Below are 20,380 nucleotides of genomic sequence, written 5' to 3'. Positions count from 1 at the left end.
TGAGCGTGAAGCCCTTCGTCGTCCCCGAGCAGTCCCGCCGTGCGTGGGTCGTGACCGCACCGCACCAGCAGCCCCGCTTCGTCGGGGGAGAGCGCGCTCCCTGGGGGACGCGTCACGTCCGCGAGGACGGCGCGGCCACGACGGCGTGCGGGCTCCCGACGACGTCATGGTTCTCGTTCTGGACCCTCGGTTTCGTCGCGTACGACAAGGAGTCGTGCCCGGCCTGCGCCCAGGCGTACGCGCGGCGAACGCCGGTCAGCCGGTGATGCGCTCGGGGTGCGCGTAGACGTTCATCGACGTCCCGCGGACGAAGCCGGCGATGGTCAGCCCGACCTCCTCGGCCAGCGACACCGCGAGCGACGACGGCGCCGACACCGCGACGAGGAGCGGCACACCGGCCATCGTCGCCTTCTGAGCGAGCTCGAACGACGCCCGTCCGCTCACGCACAGCGCCACGCCGCCGAGCGGGAGCCGGTCGTGCTCGAGGGCCCAGCCGAGCACCTTGTCGACCGCGTTGTGCCGGCCGACGTCCTCGCGGATTACGAGCGGCTCGCCATCGGCCGTGAACAGGCCCGCCGCGTGCAGGCCGCCGGTGAGGTCGAAGACCTTCTGGGCGGTGCGCAGCCGATCGGGGAGCGAGGCGACCACAGACCGGTCGAACGCCGTGGCGTCGGCAGCCGGGCTGTGGCTCGTCGTCGTGACGACCGCCTCCAGCGAGGCCTTGCCACAGATGCCGCACGACGAGGTCGTGTAGGTCTGCCGCTTCATCGCGTCCAGCGCTGCGAGGTTGCCGCCGCGCACGGCGACGTCGAGGACGTTGTAGGTGTTCTCGTCGTCGTCGTTCTTGCCGGCGCAGTAGCGGATCGCGCCGATCTGGTCGCGCCGGGAGATCACGCCCTCGCTGAGCAGGAAGCCCTGGGCCAGCTCGAAGTCCGAACCCGGCGTGCGCATGGTCACCGAGAACTGCTGGCCGTTGACGCGGAGCTCCATCGGTTCCTCGACGGCCAGGCTGTCGTGGCGCTGGCTGCGCGTGTCGGCGTCGTAGCGGACGACGGAACGGCGGGCGGTCACACGTCCCACGTGGCTCTCCTGGTGAACTGTCGCGAGGGGCTCCCGCGAGGTCTCCATCGAACCGTAGTCCGGCCGCGAAGGACATCGCGGGGTCCCGGTTTTGTGTCGGCTGACGCTGGTCGTTGTCGGGCTGGACAAAGATCCAGAGGACACGGCCCCGGATGTCCTGCCACCCATGGTCGGGGTCACTGATCCGTGCCATTCTCGAAGCGTGACCAGCGAAGTGAACGACGACGCGACCCGCACCCACGACGCCCCGGCTCCGGTCCCCGGCCTGATGGCCGTGACGCCCCGCCAGGGCGGCTACGGACCGCTGACGACCAAGAAGTGGTCCCAGAAGGACTACCACCACCCGGCGGCAGGCTGGGGTGCCTCGATGTCGGTGATGAACGTGCTCACCCGCGAGCGCGAGATGATCCGCGGCACCCGCGCCATCTTCAAGATGAACCAGGAAGAGGTCGGCTACGACTGTCCTGGCTGCGCGTGGCCCGACGACCAGCACGGCCTCAAGCTGGACGTCTGCGAGAACGGCATCAAGCACACCACCTGGGAGATGACGCCCAAGCGGGTCGACGCGAACTTCTTCGCCCGTCACACCGTCACCGAGCTCGCCGCGTGGACCGACTTCGACCTCGAGGACCAGGGCCGCCTCACCCAGCCCCTGTCGTACGACGCGTCGACCGACCGCTACGTGCCGATCAGCTGGCAGGACGCCTTCGCCCTCGTCGGCGAGGAGCTGCGCAAGCTGGAGAGCGCGGACCAGGCGTCGTTCTACACCTCGGGTCGGCTGAGCAACGAGGCGACGTTCCTCTACCAGCTCTTCGCCCGCGAGCTCGGCACCAACAACCTGCCCGACTGCTCCAACATGTGCCACGAGGCGTCCGGTCGCGCGCTCACCGCGTCGATCGGCACCGGCAAGGGCACCGCGGACCTCGAGGACTGGGAGCACGCCGACGCGCTCTTCGTCCTCGGCGTCAACGTCGCCTCCAACGCGCCTCGCATGCTGACCACGCTGTCGGAGGCCTTCAAGCGCGGCGCGCAGATCGTGCACGTCAACCCGCTCCACGAGGTCGGCGCGACCCGCACGATCGTCCCGCACGACTTCGTCGACATGGCGATCTTCCGGACGACGGAGACGAGCACGCTCAACGTCCAGGTCCGCCCCGGTGGCGACCTGGCCCTGATGCGCGGCATCGCCAAGGCCGTCTTCGAGGCCGAGGCCGCGACCGGTGGCGTCATCGACCACGCCTTCCTCGCCGAGTTCACCCACGGCTTCGCGGAGTACCAGGCGCTCGTCGAGGGCACCTCGTGGGAGGAGCTGGCGCGGCAGTCCCAGCTCACCGAGGCCCAGATCCGCGAGGTCGCGGACATCTACCTCAAGGCCGACAACTCGATCATCAGCTGGTGCCTCGGCGTGACCCAGCACGAGCACGGCGTCGACACGCCGCGCGAGTTCGTCAACCTTCTCGCGCTCAAGGGCAACCTCGGTCGCCCCGGTGCTGGTCCGTCGCCCGTGCGTGGCCACAGCAATGTGCAGGGCAACCGCACCTGCGGCATCGACCACCGTCCGTCCGATGCCTTCCTCGACCGCCTCGGCGAGGTCTGCGGGATCACGCCGCCGCGCCATCACGGTCTCGACACGATCGCGACCATCGAGGGCATGCACGACGGCTCGGTCAAGGTCTTCGTCGGCATGGGCGGCAACTTCGTCATGGCGGCCCCCGACACGCCGTACACCGCGGCTGGTCTGGCCAAGACCGAGCTGACCGTCCAGGTGAGCACGAAGCTCAACCGCAGCCACCTGGTGCACGGCAAGAAGGCGCTGATCCTTCCCTGCCTGGGCCGCACGGAGCGCGACGAGCAGAAGGCCGGTCTCCAGTCGGTCTCCGTCGAGGACGCGATGAGCATGGTGCACCTCTCGAAGGGCTCGCGGAAGCCGGCGTCGCCCCACCTGCTCTCCGAGCCGGCGATCATCGCCGGCATCGCCAAGGCAGCGCTGCCCGACACGACGTCCCCGTGGGACGCCTGGGTCGAGGACTACGACCGGATCCGCGACACGATGGCCGACGTCTTCCCGGGCTTCGAGGACTTCAACACGGTGGTCCGCCAGACCAACGGCTTCCGGATCGCCCAGCCGGCCCGTGAGCGCACGTTCCTCACGCCGTCGGGGAAGATGGAGTTCTCCCACGCGCCGCTGCCGGACGTCATCCCGGCCGACGCCGAGACGCTGGTCCTGCAGACGATGCGCTCGCACGACCAGTGGAACACCACCATCTACTCCAACAACGACCGCTACCGCGGGGTGAAGAACCTCCGCGAGCTGATCTTCATGAACGCTGCGGACATGAAGGCGCGCGGCCTCAAGCAGGGCGACTTCGTCGACATCACCTCGACCTCGCGTGACGGCTCGCAGCGCCACCTGAAGCGCTACCTGGCGCTGGAGTACAACCTCCCGCAGGGGAGTGCCGCGGGCTACATGCCCGAGATGAACGTTCTCATCGGCATCGCTGACTACAGCACCCAGAGCGACCAGCCGTTGATGAAGAACGTCCAGGTCACGGTTACCCCGGCAGCGGGCTGAACCGGCCTGCAGCCAGGCCGTGGCTGGCCAGGCAGGTCGCCGCCGGGCGTGTGAAACTGACCCGGTGGTCCCTCGACCGCCGACCCGAGAGGAATGCGTTGCCGACCGACCCGTCACTCCAGCGACTCATGGACTGGGCGTTCTCCCGTATCCCTGCGCTGACGGTGAAGGCACACGACGCGATCCTCGAGCGGGTCGACGCGTACGCCCGAGAGGACCCGGTGCCGGCAGCCGAGCTGCGGCGGTCAGTGGAGGAGAACCTGCGGTTCCTCATCACCGCGATGGGCAGCGGCGACGGCGCGGAGCTCGACATGCGTACGCCCGCCGACACCGGACGTCGGCGGGCCCGCGCGGCGATGCCCCTGCCGGAGGTGCTCCGTGCCTACCGCCTCGTGTTCAGCACGCTGTGGGACGCGCTCCTCGCACACGCACGGACCTCTGCCGACCCGGCTCTGGCCGAGGCCCTCTTCTCGGCCGCAAGCCGTCTCTGGTGGCTCGCCGACGAGCATGCCGTCGCGCTGACCGAGGCCTATCGCGCGACCACCTCGGAGATGCTCGTGCGCGACCAGCGGCGACGCTCCGCCCTGGTCGAGGCGCTCTTCCTCGGCACCGGGGGTACGAGCAGCTTCTGGGAGGCAGCGAGCCTGCTCGGCCTGCCGCCGGATGCCGGGTTCGTGGTCGTTGCCGCCGAGACGACCGGACTCGCGGAGGAGAGCCTCCCCGATATCGAGCGCCTGCTGGCCGACCACGGGTTCGCCTCCGCCTGGCGGCTCATGCCCGCGATGCAGGTGGGCATCGTCGCGGTCCCCGACGGTCGCGACGTCGCGCTCGTCGAGCTCGTCACCGGAGCGTGCCGCTCCCGCACGGGCATCAGCCCGCGCTACGGCCCGATCACGGATACGCCGCGGGCACTCCAGCTGGCCCGCGCCGCGATCGCCATCCAGCCCGCCGGCCGGGTCGGCGTACACGTGTTCAGCAGCAGCCCGCTGGCCGCGCTGATGGCCTGCGACGCCGCGGCCGCGGAGCGGCTGAGCGCCGACGTCCTGGGCGCGGTCCTCGCCATGGCCGCCGAGGACCGCGACGTCCTGCTCGAGACGCTGCACGCCTACCTCGACCACCAGGCGTCGGCCGAGCTGGCCGGGCGGGCGCTCCACTGCCACGCCAACACGGTCCGCTACCGGCTCCGGCGGATCACCGAGGTCACAGGTCGGTCGCTGCAGGATCCGTACGCCGTCGCGGAGCTCGCGGCTGCGTCGTACGCCGTGCGGATGCGGCCGGACCGCAGTCGTACGACGGGCGGCAGCTGACATGGCAGGGGCGACCGGCATGGTGGCCGCCGGTCAGCGGGCCGCCGCCGACTGGGGGCACGCCGCGCGCGTGAGCCTCGGCCTCGTGCTGCCGGGTGCGGCACTGGTCCTGGCCGATCGGCCCGAGCTGATCATCTACGCGGTCTTCGGTTCGTTCGCCGGCATGTACGGCCGCGCGGACTCGCGGACCCTGCGGCTGCTGCACCAGAGCCAGGGGGCGCTGCTGCTGCTGACGGGCACGGTCGTGGGCATCACCCTGGCCCAGCTCGATGCGGACAGCACCACGATCATGGTGGCCGCCGTCGTCTTCGCGGTGCTGGGCTCCCTGCTGGCCGACTTCTTCAGCCTGCGACCCGAAGGGCCCTTCTACGGGATCTTCGCGCTCGGCGCCCTCGCGGGTATGCCGGCCGACCTCGGGTCGCCCGTCCGGCTGGTGCTGATCGCGCTCGGCTCGGCTGTGCTCGCGGTCGTGATCGGACTGGTCAGCGGTGGCCGGGGCGACCCGGTGCGCGCCCTCGTGGACACCCTGCGCGCGCAGCGGATGCGGTCACGCAGGGGTGCCGTCGTCCATGCCCTCAGGTACGCCGTCGCGGTCGCCCTCGCCGGCTCAGCGGCGCTCGCCTGCGGCCTCAACCACGTCAACTGGGCGATCGCGGGAGCGGCCGTAACGCTGGCCGCTGCCGATTCGCGCGGCCGCGTTCGCCGCGGCATTCACCGCGTGGTCGGCACGGTCGCGGGGCTCGGCGTCACCGCCCTCGTCCTGGCGCCCGGCTTCTCGCCGCGCACGCTGGCCATCGTGGTGATCTGTCTGCTCTTCCCAACGGAGCTCTTCATGGCGGTCAACTACGCCGTCGCGCTGAGTTTCTTCACCCCGATGATCATGCTCATGACCGAGCTCGCGGAGCCGATCGGCACGGGCGAGCTGCTGAAGGACCGTGCCCTGGGCACGATGATCGGCGTCCTCATCGCGCTCGTCGTGAGCTGGGCCGTGCGCGATGCGGAGTCGCGGTCAGCGACACCCGCGAGGTCGCCCGCGCCATCGGTGTGAGGCCCCGCCTCAGCCGACCTTGATGAGACGCAGCTCCCGGGCGCGGACCAGAGCCTCCAGACGGCTTGAGACCTCGAGCTTCTGGTAGATCGTCGCGAGATGCCGCTTCACCGTCGCTTCGGACAGGTGCAGCTCGGCCGCGATGGAGCGGTTCGACCCGCCCGCGGCCAGGCACGCCAGGACGGCGTTCTCGCGCGGTGTGAGAAGACCCGTGCCGCTCGCCACAGGGTGGGAGAGCTCGAGGACGGTGCCCCGCGGGAGGCTGACGGTCGCTGAGCCGCTTTGACCCGCGGCAGCGCGGACAGCGTTGATCAGCTCGTCGCGGCTCGCGCTCTTCACCAGATAGCCGGCAGCTCCGGCCTGGAGCAGCGTGCGTACGAGGTGCGCCTCGTCGTGCATCGTGAGGATGACGACGCTCGTGGCAGGGCTGGCCGCACGGATCCGCCGGGTGGTGTCGGCAGGACGTTGCGCGCCCGGGCCCACGGTGTCCGGCATGTCGAGATCGAGGAGCACGACATCTGGCTGCGTGGCGATCACCGTGGTGAGGGCGTCAGCCGCGGTCCCGGCCTGACCGACGACCTCGATGTCCCCTGCGGTGCCGAGCAGCTCGACGATTCCCTCGCGGAAGAGCTGGTGATCGTCGACCACCGCGACTCGGACGCTACTGGTCATGCGGTGCTCCTGAGGGCAGAGGGACCGTCAGGGTGACGGCGGTGCCGGACGGCGTGCTGACGATGTCGAGATCGGCGCCGATCAGGTCCGCGCGCTCCTGCATCGATGCCCGACCGGTGCCATGGGACGCAGACGTGGCATCGAAGCCGTGCCCATCGTCGATGACGGATCCGGTCAACGTCGTGCCGGCGACCGAGATGTCCACGGTCACGGTGCTGGGGGAGCCGTGCGTCGCGGCGTTGCGTACGGCCTCGCGGAGGATCAGGAAGATCTCGCTGCCGTAGTGAGGGGCGAGGTCAGCCAGCGTGGTGTTGCTGGTGTAGCGCGTCGTGATCGTCTTCGGCAGCGTGGCGAGGTGTCGGCGCAGCGCATCACCGGTTCCCGCTGGCTCCACCGCCACGCGGGTCTCGGCGGCGAGTGCCCGGACGAGGCCCATGGCGTCGTGGAGCTGCTGCCTGCCGGTCTGGATCCGGGCGCGTGCTGCGTCGATGTCGCGCTCGCTCCAGTACTCGATCATGTCGAGATTCTGCAGCCCGACCGCGATCGCGGGGCCGACGGTGTCGTGGAGCTCGCGCGACAGGCGGAGCGCCTCGTCGCGGTGAGCGGTGCCCGCCTTCTCGAGGAGGAACCCCACGTAGTTCGCTGCCGCGTCCGCCATGCGCTGCAGGATGGCCTTGTTGAGGCGGAGCGACGCCGCATGCAGGGGATCCGGCACCGCGTCCGATCTCAGATGCTCCGCGACGTCATCCAGCGAGGCGGCGAAGATCAGGTTGGCGGCCGCGAGCGACGCCGACGGATGGACGCCGGTCGACGCGCGGTCCCTGCCGATCGTCGCCGACAGCCCGGATGTCTCTGCAGACGGCGGGGGAATGAAGTCAACGGCTTCGTCGACGATGGCCAGCAGCTGCGAGCGGAGCTGCTGCTGGATCGCTTCTCCGGCGCCGAGGAGCGGGCTGTCGTCCGCCGCGAGCAGGTCGAAGTACCGGTCGGCGATCCGGTCACGGGTGATGAGCCAGGTGCTGCGCGAAGGGTTCTCGTCGGTCACGGTGCAGTGCATCCAGAAGTCGTGTCGGGCGAGCGCGAGGATGCGCCGCGCGCCGGGGTAGTCCGCAGCGTATTGACTGCGGACTCGCTTCGCAGCCGACCGTCCGTGATCGATGAGCCGAAAGGTGCAGGCCGTTGCACCCTTCGGATCGAGGTGGCGGTCCGTTCGGGTCGTTCCCTTCGCTCGCGGCTGATCCGGGGTCGATCTGCGCCTACGTTTCAGCCTGCAGGGGATCGCACCCGGACCAGACGGGGGGACCGGGCGCGAGCACCGGCCGTCAACGGAGGGATGGGACAGAGTGGCAACGAGGGAGCTCGAGCTCAGCCTGCGCGAGACGCGTGCATTAAAGGCCGCGTTCGTGGTGGCGGGGACACCGGAGCCACGCATCGACGAGGTGGCCATCAGGCCGGGCCGACGACGCCTGGTCATGGAGTCGACGTCCCTGTCACCGATCTGCCGCTCGCTCATCCACGTCGCGCGTGAGGTCCCCGACGAGGAGCTGCGTGCGCGGGTCGGCATCGCCCGCCCCGAGCTCGACGCCTTGTACACGCGCGTTGTCGCGCACTGGGCGATGGTGGCTGGCTTCTGAGGCCCGGTGCTTCAGCCAGTCAGGAAGTTGTCAGGTCCGCCGCAGCAGGCTGACCACCATGACGACAACGACGACCACCGGAGCACGGCGCGCCACCGCGGGCCAGATGCTCAACAAGGTCCCCGAGGTCACGATCTGGTTCTGGATCATCAAGATCCTCTGCACCACGGTCGGTGAGAGCTTTGCGGACTACATCAACGAGACCCTCGGCTTCGGACTCCTCAACACGATGCTGCTCTTCACCGCGATCTTCGTGGCGGTGCTGACCTGGCAGATGAAGACGCGGCGCTACGTCCCGACGCCGTACTGGCTGACGGTCGTGGTGGTCAGCGTCGCGGGCACGCTCTACACGGACATGGGCACCGACCAGCTCCACATCCCGCTGTGGAAGTCCACGGCGGTCTTCTCCGTGCTGCTCGCCGTCGTCTTCAGCATCTGGTGGCTGCGCGAGCGGTCGCTCTCGATCCACAGCATCGACACCCGCTCGCGCGAGTCCTGGTACTGGCTGACCGTCCTGGTCACCTTCGCCCTCGGTACGGCGACCGGCGACTGGACCCTCCAGCTGACGAGCTGGGCGCCGGCCCAGTCGGTCTTCCTGCCGCTCGGCCTGATCGTCGGCATCGCGGCGCTCTGGAAGTTCGGCGCCAACCCGGTGCTCTCGTTCTGGCTCGCCTACATCCTGACCCGCCCGCTCGGCGCCAACATCGGCGACTGGCTGGCCTCGCCGAAGAACGCGACGCCGCCGGAGCCGGTCGGCCTGGGCCTCGGCACGCTGATCACGTCGCTGATCTTCCTGGGTGCCATCACGGCCACCGTCATCTACCTGAGCATCAGCCGCAGCGACGTCATCGAGACGTACGACGCGACGCACGTCCCGGTCGTCACGACCAACCGGACGAAGGAGAAGATCGGTCTGGTCGGGTTCATCGCGCTCGCCGTTGCCACCGTCGGGATCATGACCTGGGCGCACAACCAGCCGCACTCGACCTGCGACCCGACGGGTGCCAGCGAGACCATGCCGGCGTGCCCGAAGGCCGCGATGACTCCGGCCGAGACCAAGGCCGCCGTGGCGAAGTACCAGGGTCTGGCCCGCAAGGCGATCGCCCAGGACAAGGCCGGTGACACCGCCGGTTCGCACGCCACCGTGCAGACGATGCGGGACGACTGGGACGCCGACGCCCCGGCCCTCACACCGGTCAACGGGACGACCTGGCACGCGCTCGACGACCAGATGGACGCGGTCCTCAAGACCTACGCCATCGACCACGGCTCGATCCAGCCGGCTCCTGCTGCCGAGCAGGAGAAGGCGCTGCAGGTGCTGCTCTCCGACTTCACGTCGCAGAGCTTCTGACCTCGCCGAGGCATCGCGAGGAAAGGCAGGAGGCCGGTCCCGCACGGGGCCGGCCTCCTGCTGTGTCGTGACCTCCGTCACGTACGGGCGTTACCTCTGACAACGCGTCCAACACACGTCTCGGAGGCAGTGCGACATGACCGGGTTCCGCTCGACGATGCTCAAGGTCGTCACCTTCGCCGTGATCTGCGCAGTCTTCTTCGTGATGCTCTACAACACGATGGCGAACGTCGTCGAGGGCGACCGCCGGACCTGGACCGCGGACTTCACCTCCGCGTCGGGGCTGCGTCCCGGCGACGACGTCCGGGTCGCGGGCGTGAAGGTCGGTCGGGTCGAGAGCATCAAGGTCGTGCAGGGCAACGTCGCCCAGGTCACCTTCCAGCTCGTCAGTGACCAGAAGATCTATGCCTCGACGCTGCTGAAGCTCCGCTACCAGAACCTTCTCGGGCAGCGGTACCTGTCGCTGACCGCCGGCGCCGAGCGCGGCCCGGAGCTGTCGCCCGACCGCACGCTGGGCACCGGCATGACCGACCCGGGCTTCGACCTGACGGCGCTCTTCAACGGCTTCAAGCCGCTCTTCGACACGCTGCAGCCGCAGGACGTCAACCAGTTCGCGCAGAACATCATCGACGTCCTGCAGGGTCAGGGACCGGCGGTCGAGTCGCTGCTCCAGTCGACAGCGACGACGGCCCGGACCCTGGCCGCACGCGACCAGGCATTCAGCGAGGTACTCGACAACCTCACGCCGGTCCTGAAGAACCTCGCCGCGCACTCCGACGACCTCGACGCCACCGTGCAGCAGCTGCGGGTGCTGATGTCCGGCCTGGCGAAGGAGCGCGGCACCTTCGCGACGTCGGTCGACACTCTCGGACCGTTGCTGGACTCCACCTCCGGCCTGCTCCGGCAGATCCGCCCGGACCTGCGCGCCGACGTGCAGCAGCTGCGTACGACGAGCGGGACCCTGGCCCGCAACCGCGGCGACGTGGTCGAGGGGGTGCGTGCCCTCGGATCGATCACGAGCAACCTTGCGCAGTTCATGTCGTACTACTCGGCCGCCAACATCTACTTCTGCAACATCGGCTTCATCGTGAATGCGCCCGACGGTCGGCCGCTCAACAAGACCTCGTGGGTCGGCGGCCCGGGTGGTCCGTACTCGGAGGTCTGCCGGCCGCACTGAGCGCCGCGAGAACTGGGCGCCGTTTAAGAACGGGGCGCCGCTAGATTGGTGGGGTGGATCGGGAAGCGCAGTGGACCCCGCCCGCGGACGCCTGGGAGACCAGTCGCCTCGGTGCCTTCGCCCGGCTCGCGCAGGAGCGCTCGGGCCTCGATCTGGTCGGCGACTACGCCGCCCTGTGGCGGTGGTCGGTCGACGACCTCGACGCCTTCTGGTCGACGGCCTGGGAGTTCTTCGGCCTGCCCACGCTGGCGACCGCCCAGCCGATCCTCGCCGAGGAGCGGATGCCCGGCGCGTCCTGGTTCCCCGGTGTGCGGCTCAACTTCGCCGGGGAGGTCTTCCGCGGCCGGGATCCGGAGGCAGAGGCGCTGGTCGAGCTGGCCGAGGACGGCACCTCGACCTCGCTGACCTGGGCCGAACTCTCACGTCGCGTCGCCGCGGTCGCCGCCGGCCTGCGCGACCTCGGCGTGGGGGAGGGCGACCGGGTCGTCGGCTACCTGCCCAACCGCTCCGAGGCCGTGGTCGCGTTGCTGGCGACGGCGAGCGTCGGCGCGGTGTGGGCCGTCTGCGGCCTCGACTACGCGCCGGCGGCGGCCGAGGCGCGCCTGGGCCAGCTCGCGCCGACGGTGCTGATCGGTGCGACGTCCCAGCTCCTCGGAGGTCGGGTCCGGGACACCGGGGACGCGCTGGCTGCCCTGGCGGCATCGATGCCGGGCGTCTCGACGGTGGTCGTCGGCGATGCCGCAGCCGTCCCGGGCGGACTCCCGTGGGACGACCTGGTCAGCGCGCCGGGTGCCTGCCTCGAGCCGGTCGACATCGCCTTCGACCACCCGCTGTGGGTGCTCTTCTCCTCCGGCACGACGGGCCGCCCGAAGGGCATCGTGCACGGCCACGGCGGCACCACGCTCGAGCAGCTGAAGATGGCCGCACTCCACCTCGACCTCGGACCGGGCTCGCGCTTCCTCTGGTACACCTCGCCCAGCTGGATGATGTGGAACGTGCAGGTCGGCGCCCTGCTTGCCGGGGCGACGGTCATCCTCGTCGAGGGCAGCCCCGCCCATCCGCGCGCCGACGAGCTGTGGCGGCACGCCGCGGACCAGCGCGTGACGGTGCTCGGCACCTCTCCGGCGTACGTCGGGGCGTGTCTGAAGGCGGGCGCGGACCTGGGTGCGCTCGAGCTGGGTGCGCTCCGGACGGTGGGGATCACCGGGTCGACGTTCTCCCCGCAGGCGCACGAGCGGCTCGCCGCGCAGCTAGGCGACCGGGTGCAGATCGGTTCGCTCAGCGGCGGGACGGACGTCGCGACGGCCGTCGTCGGGTGCGCTCCGGTGCTCCCGGTCTGGCCGGGCGAGCTCTCGGCGCCCTGGCTCGGCGCGCCCGTGGACGTGTGGTCGGACGCGGGGGAGCCGGTGCGTGGCGTGCAGGGCGAGCTGGTGCTCACCCGGCCGATGCCGTCGATGCCGGTCTCGTTCTGGGACGACCCGGACGGCTCGCGGTTGCGCGCGGCGTACTTCGAGTACTTCCCGGGCGTTTGGCGCCACGGCGACGCGATGACGCTGACCGACCACGGGTCGGTGGTCATCCACGGCCGGTCGGATGCGACGCTCAACCGCAAGGGTGTCCGCATCGGCAGCGGTGACCTGTACGCCGTCGTGGAGTCGCTCCCGGAGGTGGCCGAGGCGATGGTGATCGGGCTCGAGGAGGGTGACGACTACTGGATGCCGCTCTTCGTGGTGACCGCCGAGGGTCGCTCGCTCGACGAGCCGATGGCCGAGCGGATCCGGAGCGCGATCGCCACCGGTCTCTCGCCGCGCCACGTCCCCGATGAGCTGATCCAGGTCGAGGCGATCCCGCACACGCGGACCGGCAAGAAGCTCGAGGTGCCGGTGAAGCGGATCCTCGGTGGCCGTCGCCCCGGGGACGTCGCCGACCCCAACAGCGTCGACCGACCCGACCTCCTCACCTGGTACGCCGACCTGGCAGTACGGCGGGCGGCTGGCCGCCGCTGACATGGCAGCTCCCCATGCCTGCAAGGGGAAACCTGTGACGCGACGTCACGGAGATCACACCGCCAGGAACTGACTGGTACGTCGCGTAGCGGATACCTTCTGCGAGGCCGTGGACAACGGCCATCGGTTTGTACAACTGCAGGAGGTCCGGGTGTCCCTCACCCTGGAAGCAACGACGGCCGCACCGGTCGGTGGCGCAGCAGCGAGCGAGATCTTCATCGCCGTCGGCATCGCAGCGGTCTACTTCGGGATCACCGGCTGGGTGCTCCTCCGTGAGCGCACGGGCCACCCGACGCTGATCGGCCGCGGTGCCGGCTGGCTCGGCGACAAGGTCGGCCTGCCGGTTTGGGCGGTCATCCCGGCGTTCGGCCTGCTTCCGGTCTGGCTGCTGGCCGGCTTCGGCGTCTACTGGGACGTCCCGATCCACATGCAGAAGGGCCGCGACGCGGGCCCGCTGGCCAACCCGAGCCACTACCCGATCTTCCTGGTGCTGCTCTTCCTCGCCTGCATGGGCATCGGCATCATGGCCCTCGCCCGCACCCCGCTGCCGAAGCACACGCTCAAGCTGGCGCCCGGCTGGAAGGTGCCGTTCAGCGCGGTGCTGCTGACCATCGCCGGCTTCATCGCGGTCTGTGGCTTCCCGGCTGACGACGCCTGGCACCGGATGTTCGGCCAGGACGTCACCGAGTGGGGCCCCACGCACGTGATGATGATCGGCGGCGCGATCTGCTCGCCGTTCTGCCTGCCGCTGCTCTTCGCGGAGGCCCGTCAGGTCGGCGCCCGGTTCCTGTCCGGCGCCAAGGGCCGCTGGCTCTTCGGCTACGCCTTCTCGATCTGCATGCTGCCGTTCGCGTTCCTCATGGAGTTCGACCTCGGCCTGCCCCAGTTCCCGGCATCGACAGAGTTCATCATCTTCGGCTTCCTGATGACCTGGGTGACGGTCGCGACGCGCATCTGGTTCGGCCGCGGCGGCGCGCTCTACACGCTCTTCTGGTGGTGGTTCGCGCACGTCTTCCTCGTGCTGATCATCATGCCGCTGCCCGGCATCCTCACCATCCGCTTCCTCTCCGCCATCCCGGTCGCCGTCATCGTCGAGCTCGTCGCGCTGGCCTTCGGCGTACGCCGGGGCGGCGCGCGTCTGCTGCCCTTCGCGGTCGTCTCCGGCCTGCTCGCGGGCTCGGTGGGCCTCTACCTCGAGTGGCTGTGGGCCGAGAAGTTCATGACCATCAAGATCAACGGCGACGCGCTGCCGTTCCTGCTCGCCGTGGGCACGATCGCCTCCGTGGGCGGTGGCCTCTTCGCCCTGTGGCACGTCCGGCGCACGCTCGACGTCGCCGGTGACGACCAGATGGAGGCGGCCGGCTTCACGATCGCCCCGACGTACCGCCGCTTCGGTCTTGCGGGCTTCGGCATCTTCGTCGTCCTGATGGCGATCTTCTCCCAGCCGAAGGCAGGGGAGCCGGTCCCGGTGAAGGTCACCTTCGACCACGTCACCGCCGGCCAGAAGGAGTGCCCTGGCACGGCTGAACGCTGCGAGGGCTACGTGACCGTCACGTTCCAGGGCAAGGACCGGGCCAAGGACGCTGTCTGGTTCACGGGCTACGCCTGGCAGGGCTGGCGCAAGGGCCTCGACGCAGCCGACGTTCCGAAGGACCCGATCGAGGGTGTGCCTGGTGTGGTCCGCACGACGATGGTCCCGACCGGCAAGCCCGGTCAGTACCGCACGGCTGACCCGATGCCGATGTACGGCGGCTGGAAGTCGATGATCCGCTTCCACCAGGCGCCGCGGACGATGATGACCTGGGTGCTTTACATGCCCGACGACCCTGCGCTGAAGAGCGCGCGCGGTCGGATGATCCACACGACCGACGGCCAGGTCGTCAGCAGCTCGTTCGAGCCCAAGATGCTCCAGCGCGAGCGCAAGGACAACATCCCGGACTCGGTCTACGGCATCGCCAACAACGTGGTGCTGAGCAGCTGGCTGCTGATCCTGCTGCTGTTCGGCTGGTGCTACAACCGCGCGGCGGGCCAGCGTCGCGGCGGCAAGCGCTCCGCCTGACGGTGGGGGCGGTTAGGGTCGCCGGATGAAGGCACGTCTGGTCCTCGCCCTCGCTGTTCTGGGTCTCGTCGGTGGCGTGGCCAGCGGCTGCGGTGCCGAGGACACCACCCCGGCGCCCGCGACGCAGAAGGCGCTGGCCGCGGTCGCCGTCGACGACCTCGGCATCACGCCGTCGTCGTACGGGCTGGCGCCGGACTGGTACCACCCCGGGCCGCTCAAGGTGGAGCTCCGCTGGCATCCCGGCGGGAGCCACGACACACACCGGTTGGCGCTCGACGCCCGCCCCGACCAGGACCCGCCCGGCTGCCCACCCCGGTCGGCCCCCGGCCATTGTGAGTACGTCGAGGCAGGCACGGCGACAGCGGTGCTCCGCTGGGAGGAGGAGGCACCCGAGGAGGATCCGGGCTTCGTCAGCCTCGACTGGTGGCGCAAGGGGGAGCGGCACACTGCGTCGTACTCCGGCGAGCAGATCACCGGTGACCCGCGCACCCAGAAGAACCTCCCCGTCTCCGTCGATGACCTGCTGCACCTGCTCGCCGACAAGCGCTTCGGGACAACGAGCACGCGCGCCATGGTCGACGCCGATCTGGCGAAGTGGCCGAAGGACACCAGCGAGGGAGACATGGTCCCGGCGACCGCGGCGACGGTCGCGCGCCGTGTGCAGGACGCTGGTGCGGCCACGCCCCGGAGCGGTGCCCCGGCCGACGTGTCGATGTGGGGCGCGGGTGCGGTCGGGGTCGTCCTCGAGTACCCCGGTCGTGAGCTGACGGTGGTGCAGGTGCCGGTCTCGGCGCCGCGTCGCCCGCAGTTCCTCGCTGCCTGGCACACCAGCAATCTGAGGGATGACCCCGCCGTGGAAGTCGGCTGGAAGACGGGTGCCGCCAAGGCGATCTGGCGTGACGAGGCGGGCGGCGTCTGGGTCGTCGCCTCCGTCCGCGACGCCAGGATCACCCGGGATCCGCGTCCGCGCTGGGTCCGACCCGGCCGTCCGGGCCACGACGTGCAGGCGATCGCGGGCTGGCACTCGTCGTTCTCGACGTACGAGCTGACGGCAGAGGCGAGCCAGACGCCGTCGTGGTTCCGCGACTGACCCTCACCCGGCCGGCAGCAGCACGGTCACGCGCATGCGCTCCCCGTGCTCGCACGGGACCTCCGCGGCCGTCCCGTACGACGCGTGCTCGCCGTCGCAGCACAACCGCAGCTCACCTCCGGCCGCGCTGACCACGTGCTCGACGAGCGCCAGGCCGAGCCCCGAGCCACGGCGTCCCCGGGCCTCGGGAGCGCGCGTGAACCGACCGGTCACGGCCCCGAGCATCTCGGCCGTCAGACCGGCGCCGGCGTCCTCGACGGAGAGCCGGACGTGGTCGCCGATCGTGTCGACCGCGACAGTGATCGGCGGAGCACCGTGCAAGGCCGCGTTGTCGAGCAGGTTGGTGAGGAGACGTCGCAGGGCGCGCTCGTCGAGGCCGGCGGCCGTGGCGGGCGCGGCGGCGTCCACCTGCACGCCGCGTCGCTGCGCAGCGACCTCGCGCGTGACCGCGGCGACGTCGACCGGGTCGAGGGATCCGGCCGGGGTGGCCTGCTCGAGGAGGTCCTCGCTGAGCTGGGCGAGCCGTTCGACGTCGGCCCCCAGCTCGTCCAGGGCCCGCTCGTAGGCCTCGCGGTCGCGGGGCCGGCTGCGGGTCATCTGGATCCGTGCCTTGAGCAGCGTCAGCGGCGTGCGCAGCTCGTGGCTGGCGTCCTGGACGAAGCGGCGTTCGCGCTCGAGGGCCTGTTCCTGTGCGGTCAGCATGGCGTTGAGCGTGTGGCCCAGCCGGGTCACCTCGTCGTCCCGTCCGGTCGGGACATCGAGCCGGAGGCCTTGTTGGCCCTCGGCGATCTCCGCGGCGCGGGCGCGGTAGCGCTCGACCGGCCGCAGGGCGGAGCGGGCGAGCAGGCCTCCGATCAGCGTGGTCACAGCGAGGGAGCCAAGGCCCGCCAGCAGCAGTTGGACGAACAGCTCGCGGAGTGCCTCGTCGCGGTGCTTGCGGCGTACGGCGACCAGCAGCACGGGTCCCTCAGGGCTCAGCCGATAGACGCGGACCCGCATCGCCGGGGAGTCGCCACCGGGCAGGATCGAGCCGATGTCGAACGTCCGCGCGCCGCTCGCCGGCAGGTGCGAGCCGCCGATCAGCGAGAGCACCGGCGCGGCACCGCCGGCGTCGTCGACGATCGGTACGGCGCTGGGCGTCAGGCCTGGGCGCAGCACCTGCCAGTCCGCGCCGGTCGCAGCGGCCTCGGCGCGGTCGAGCACGCGGCCGTCCGCGTCGACGAGGGGGCGGATTGCGCTCGTGGCCTGCTCGAGCTCGACGTCGAGACCGCGGTCGAGCGCGTCCTCCACCCGCTCGTAGACGAAGGCACCGGCCGCGGCGAGCAGGACGAACATCGCGGCTGTGAAGCCAGCGACGAGCCGGAGGTGCAGGGGGAGTCGCCTCATGACGGCAGCTCCGCGCGGAAACCAGCACCCCGCACCGTCGTGATCGTGTCGGTGCCGAAGGGCTTGTCGATCTTGGCGCGGATCCGGGCCAGGTGGACGTCCATGACGTTGCTCGCGATGTCGGTCTCGCCGTCCCACACCCGGTCGAAGAGGTCATAGCGCGAGACCACCTTGCCGGCGTTCGCGAGGAGCACGCGGAGGATGTCGAACTCGCGCACGGAGAGCTCGATCGGGGTGTCGCCCCGGCTGACCGAACGACCCTCTACGTCGAGCACGAGGTCGCCGACCCGGATCACCTCCGGCTCCGCGATCGTGCTCCGGCGGTGCAGCGCACGAAGGCGCGCGAGGAGCTCGCCGAGGTCGAACGGCTTGGCGAGATAGTCATCCGCACCGCCGTCCAGCCCGTCGATCCGGTCGGCGACAGCGCCCCGCGCGGTGAGCAGCAGGACCGGCGTCGTCACCCCGAGCTCACGCAGGCGCCGGCAGACCGTGACGCCGTCCATCCCGGGCAGCATCCAGTCGAGCAGCAGAACGTCGTAGGCGAGGCCGCCGGGGAGGGCCCGGCCGAACGCCGCGCGCCCGTCCGCGACGAGCTCGGCCTCCCAGCCCGCCTCGGTCAGCGCCTCCACGAGAAGGGGGCCGAGGCGCGGGTCGTCCTCCGCGATCAGGATCTGCATGGGGCCACTCTGCCGGGTTCGCGGGCTGTTCATGCTCCTGACAGGTGGCGGTTCCTACGTTCGGCTACATGACCACGACGTCCGCCCACTTCTCCGGCTCCGTCACTCGGCCCGCGACCCACCCCGCGGGCACCCCGCAGCGCGCCGTCGTGGTGGTCCCCACCTACAACGAGATCGACTCGCTGCCGGTCCTGCTGGCGGGGATCGAGGGGGTCCGGTCGGTGATGCCCGTGGGCGTCACGCTCGACGTGCTCGTCGTCGACGACGGCAGCCCCGACGGCACCGCCGACCTAGTGCGCAACCACCCGGCGTACGGCGTCTGGCTCGGGTTGCTCCCACGCACGGCGAAGGACGGCCTCGGTGCGGCGTACCGCGCGGGCTTCGCGCGTGCCCTCGAGGACGGCTACGACCTCGTGGTCCAGATGGATGCCGACGGATCGCACCCCGTGGACGCGCTGCCGGCGATGGTCAGCGGCCTCGCCACCAACGATCTCGTCATCGGCTCGCGCTACGTCCGCGGCGGCCGCACGGAGAACTGGCCGCTGCGCCGGAAGGTGCTGTCCGCGGGCGCCAACACGTACGCACGCTCCATGCTCTGGCTGCGTACGCGGGACTCCACTGCGGGGTTCCGCGCCTGGCGGGCCGACGCGCTGCGGACCGCTGGTGTCCTGCACAGCGACGCGGACGGATACGGCTTCCAGGTCGAGAACACGTGGCGGTCCGAGCGCGCCGGGCTGAGCGTCGCCGAGCACCCGATCACCTTCGTGGAGCGGGTCGCGGGCGCGTCGAAGATGAGCCCCGGCGTTGCCGGCGAGGCGGTCGCGCTGATCGCCCGCTGGAGGTTGGCGGAGATCGTCGGGTGGCTCCACCGCCACCTGCTAGTGATCGGGATCGTCCTGCTCGCCGGCCTGCTGCGGGCCCCGTTCGTGCACCATTCGCTGTCCCCGGACGAGGCGGGCTTCCTCACGGTGGCTGGCCAGTGGCACCCCGGGACCTCGCTGTACGGCGACTACTGGGTTGATCGTCCGCCGCTGCTGCTCATGCTGTTCCGGGCCGCCGAGCTGAGCGGCGGCGTGGTGCCGCTGCGGGTGCTGGGCATGGTTGCGGTGATGGCCGCCGTCGCGCTGGCCGGTGTGCTCGGCCGTCAGCTGAGCTCGCGGCGTGCCGCCGCGGCCGTGACGGCGACGACGGCACTCCTGCTGCTCGACGCCCCGTTGTTCGGCGCGCAGCACGTCAACGGTGAGTTGCTCGCCGTCCCCTTCGTGCTGGCCGGCCTCTGCTGCCTCGTGTCGGCGACCCGCACCGGCGCGCCGCTGCGTTGGTGGGTCGGTGCAGGCGTTGCCGCCATGGCGGCCGGGCTGGTCAAGCAGAACGTGCTCGACGTCTTCGTCGTCGCAGGCGTCACCCTGGTGTGGCTCGCTGCTCGTGGTCAGCGCGGCACTGCCCTGCGGGCGGGTGCTGCCTTCGCCGCCGGTGCAGGCGGCCTGCTGGCGATCGTTCTCGGCTTCGCGTGGCTGCACGGCACCTCGCCGCTGGGTGTCTGGGACGCCGTCGTCACGTTCCGCATCCAGGCCGCTTCGGTGATCGCCGCCGAGGCCTCGCCGAATACGGCGCAGCGTGCGCACACGCTGGCCCTCGCGTGGTTGTGGAGCGGTGTGCCGCTGCTCCTGGTGCTCGCGGCGCTCCGACGTACGGGACGCGCGCGCGTGGGCAGCTTCCCCGTGGGCTGGGTCGCGGCCGCGCTGTTCGCGTGGGAGGCGTTCGGCGTGGTCGCCGGTGGCAGCTACTGGCTGCACTACCTGATCGGCAGCGTTCCCGGCACGGTGTTCCTCGTCGCTCGCGGACTCTCCGGTGCCCGGCGAGCGCACCTCTCGGCGTACCTCGCGGTGCTGGCGGTCATGGCGGCGTCCGTGGTCGTGACCACGACCGCCCTCGTGCATCGCGAGGCGAACAACCAGTCGGAGACGGAGGAGGTCTCTGCGTGGCTCGCCGGGCACGACCGGCCGGGCGACACCGGTGTCGTCGCCTACGGACAGTCGCAGATCCTCCGGGACGCGGGTCTGCGCAGCCCGTACAGCGAGCTGTGGAGTCTTCCGGTCCGGGTCCGTGATGCCCAGCTGGCAGGTCTGACGACGGTGCTGTCCGGACCTGACCGGCCGACCTGGGTCATCGCCGGCGCACACCCGCTGCGATCGTGGGGAATCGATGCCTCTCTCGCGGAGCCCGTCCTGCGCGACGGCTACGTCGAGGTCGAGCGGATCGGGGACTGGCGCATCTTCCGGCTGCGTGATCTCGGCGACGCGGTCGGTGGGCCGGTCTGA

16 protein-coding genes are annotated in these 20,380 nt (G+C 70.7%); 11 read left to right on the top strand and 5 right to left on the bottom strand.

The window, feature by feature from the left end; genetic code table 11:
* Window positions 1-5: 5 nt before the first annotated feature.
* A complete protein-coding gene (locus EPD65_RS00120; protein ID WP_131580706.1) occupies window positions 6-266 on the top strand; it encodes a hypothetical protein in 261 nt (86 codons plus the stop codon).
* Here the strand turns inward: EPD65_RS00120 and fdhD are convergent.
* A complete protein-coding gene (fdhD, locus tag EPD65_RS00115; RefSeq protein WP_131580704.1) occupies window positions 256-1,080 on the bottom strand; it encodes a formate dehydrogenase accessory sulfurtransferase FdhD in 825 nt (274 codons plus the stop codon). The two genes, EPD65_RS00120 and fdhD, sit on opposite strands and share 11 nt — an antisense overlap.
* 202 nt (window positions 1,081-1,282) lie before the next feature.
* Here fdhD and EPD65_RS00110 point away from each other — a divergent pair, with 202 nt between their 5' ends.
* The 3 genes from EPD65_RS00110 (at window position 1,283) to EPD65_RS00100 (ending at window position 6,007) form a co-directional block, all read left to right on the top strand.
* Window positions 1,283-3,652, top strand: a complete 2,370-nt coding sequence (locus EPD65_RS00110; protein ID WP_207891353.1) for an FdhF/YdeP family oxidoreductase — start codon at window positions 1,283-1,285, stop codon at window positions 3,650-3,652.
* A gap of 98 nt (window positions 3,653-3,750) precedes the next feature.
* Window positions 3,751-4,959, top strand: a complete 1,209-nt coding sequence (locus EPD65_RS00105) for a PucR family transcriptional regulator (RefSeq protein WP_207891352.1) — start codon at window positions 3,751-3,753, stop codon at window positions 4,957-4,959.
* Window position 4,960: 1 nt separating this feature from the next.
* A complete protein-coding gene (locus tag EPD65_RS00100) occupies window positions 4,961-6,007 on the top strand; it encodes an FUSC family protein (RefSeq protein ID WP_131580702.1) in 1,047 nt (348 codons plus the stop codon).
* A gap of 9 nt (window positions 6,008-6,016) precedes the next feature.
* Here EPD65_RS00100 and EPD65_RS00095 read toward each other — a convergent pair whose 3' ends face one another.
* Together EPD65_RS00095 and EPD65_RS00090 are read right to left on the bottom strand one after the other, a co-directional pair.
* Window positions 6,017-6,679, bottom strand: coding sequence for a response regulator transcription factor (locus tag EPD65_RS00095; RefSeq protein ID WP_131580700.1), 663 nt, complete (start codon window positions 6,677-6,679; stop codon window positions 6,017-6,019).
* Window positions 6,669-7,724 carry a sensor histidine kinase gene (locus EPD65_RS00090; RefSeq protein ID WP_131580698.1) on the bottom strand — a complete coding sequence of 352 codons (1,056 nt, stop codon included), beginning with the start codon at window positions 7,722-7,724 and terminating at the stop codon, window positions 6,669-6,671. Before EPD65_RS00090 ends, EPD65_RS00095 begins: the two co-directional genes overlap by 11 nt.
* Window positions 7,725-8,022: 298 nt before the next feature.
* On the opposite strand from EPD65_RS00090, the gene EPD65_RS00085 reads away from it, so the two are divergent.
* The 6 genes from EPD65_RS00085 to EPD65_RS00060 all read left to right on the top strand — a co-directional run bounded on the left by EPD65_RS00085 (window position 8,023) and on the right by EPD65_RS00060 (window position 15,996).
* The gene (locus tag EPD65_RS00085; protein WP_131580696.1) at window positions 8,023-8,313 is read left to right on the top strand and encodes a hypothetical protein; all 291 of its coding nucleotides are present in this window, start codon (window positions 8,023-8,025) and stop codon (window positions 8,311-8,313) included.
* 58 nt (window positions 8,314-8,371) lie between these two features.
* Window positions 8,372-9,664: a COG4705 family protein gene (locus tag EPD65_RS00080; protein ID WP_243640352.1), complete on the top strand. Its 1,293-nt coding sequence runs from the start codon at window positions 8,372-8,374 to the stop codon at window positions 9,662-9,664.
* A 136-nt stretch (window positions 9,665-9,800) separates the two neighbouring features.
* A complete protein-coding gene (locus tag EPD65_RS00075) occupies window positions 9,801-10,841 on the top strand; it encodes an MCE family protein (protein ID WP_131580694.1) in 1,041 nt (346 codons plus the stop codon).
* A gap of 53 nt (window positions 10,842-10,894) precedes the next feature.
* A complete protein-coding gene (locus EPD65_RS00070; protein WP_131580692.1) occupies window positions 10,895-12,847 on the top strand; it encodes an acetoacetate--CoA ligase in 1,953 nt (650 codons plus the stop codon).
* Window positions 12,848-12,998: 151 nt separating this feature from the next.
* Complete coding sequence (locus EPD65_RS00065; protein ID WP_131580690.1) at window positions 12,999-14,906, top strand: ABC transporter permease; 1,908 nt, start codon at window positions 12,999-13,001, stop codon at window positions 14,904-14,906.
* A 25-nt stretch (window positions 14,907-14,931) separates the two neighbouring features.
* Window positions 14,932-15,996 (top strand): hypothetical protein, encoded by a 1,065-nt coding sequence (locus EPD65_RS00060; RefSeq protein ID WP_131580688.1) that lies wholly within the window; start codon window positions 14,932-14,934, stop codon window positions 15,994-15,996.
* Window positions 15,997-15,999: 3 nt separating this feature from the next.
* Here EPD65_RS00060 and EPD65_RS00055 read toward each other — a convergent pair whose 3' ends face one another.
* The gene (locus tag EPD65_RS00055; protein WP_131580686.1) at window positions 16,000-17,382 is read right to left on the bottom strand and encodes a sensor histidine kinase; all 1,383 of its coding nucleotides are present in this window, start codon (window positions 17,380-17,382) and stop codon (window positions 16,000-16,002) included.
* Window positions 17,379-18,059 carry a response regulator transcription factor gene (locus EPD65_RS00050; RefSeq protein ID WP_131580684.1) on the bottom strand — a complete coding sequence of 227 codons (681 nt, stop codon included), beginning with the start codon at window positions 18,057-18,059 and terminating at the stop codon, window positions 17,379-17,381. Before EPD65_RS00050 ends, EPD65_RS00055 begins: the two co-directional genes overlap by 4 nt.
* 68 nt (window positions 18,060-18,127) lie before the next feature.
* Here EPD65_RS00050 and EPD65_RS00045 point away from each other — a divergent pair, with 68 nt between their 5' ends.
* Window positions 18,128-20,380, top strand: coding sequence for a polyprenol monophosphomannose synthase (locus tag EPD65_RS00045; RefSeq protein ID WP_131580682.1), 2,253 nt, complete (start codon window positions 18,128-18,130; stop codon window positions 20,378-20,380).

The sequence above is a fragment of the Nocardioides jejuensis genome (genome assembly GCF_004337475.1).
Classification (GTDB): domain Bacteria; phylum Actinomycetota; class Actinomycetes; order Propionibacteriales; family Nocardioidaceae; genus Nocardioides; species Nocardioides jejuensis.
This window is presented reverse-complemented; position numbering and strand designations above follow the sequence as displayed.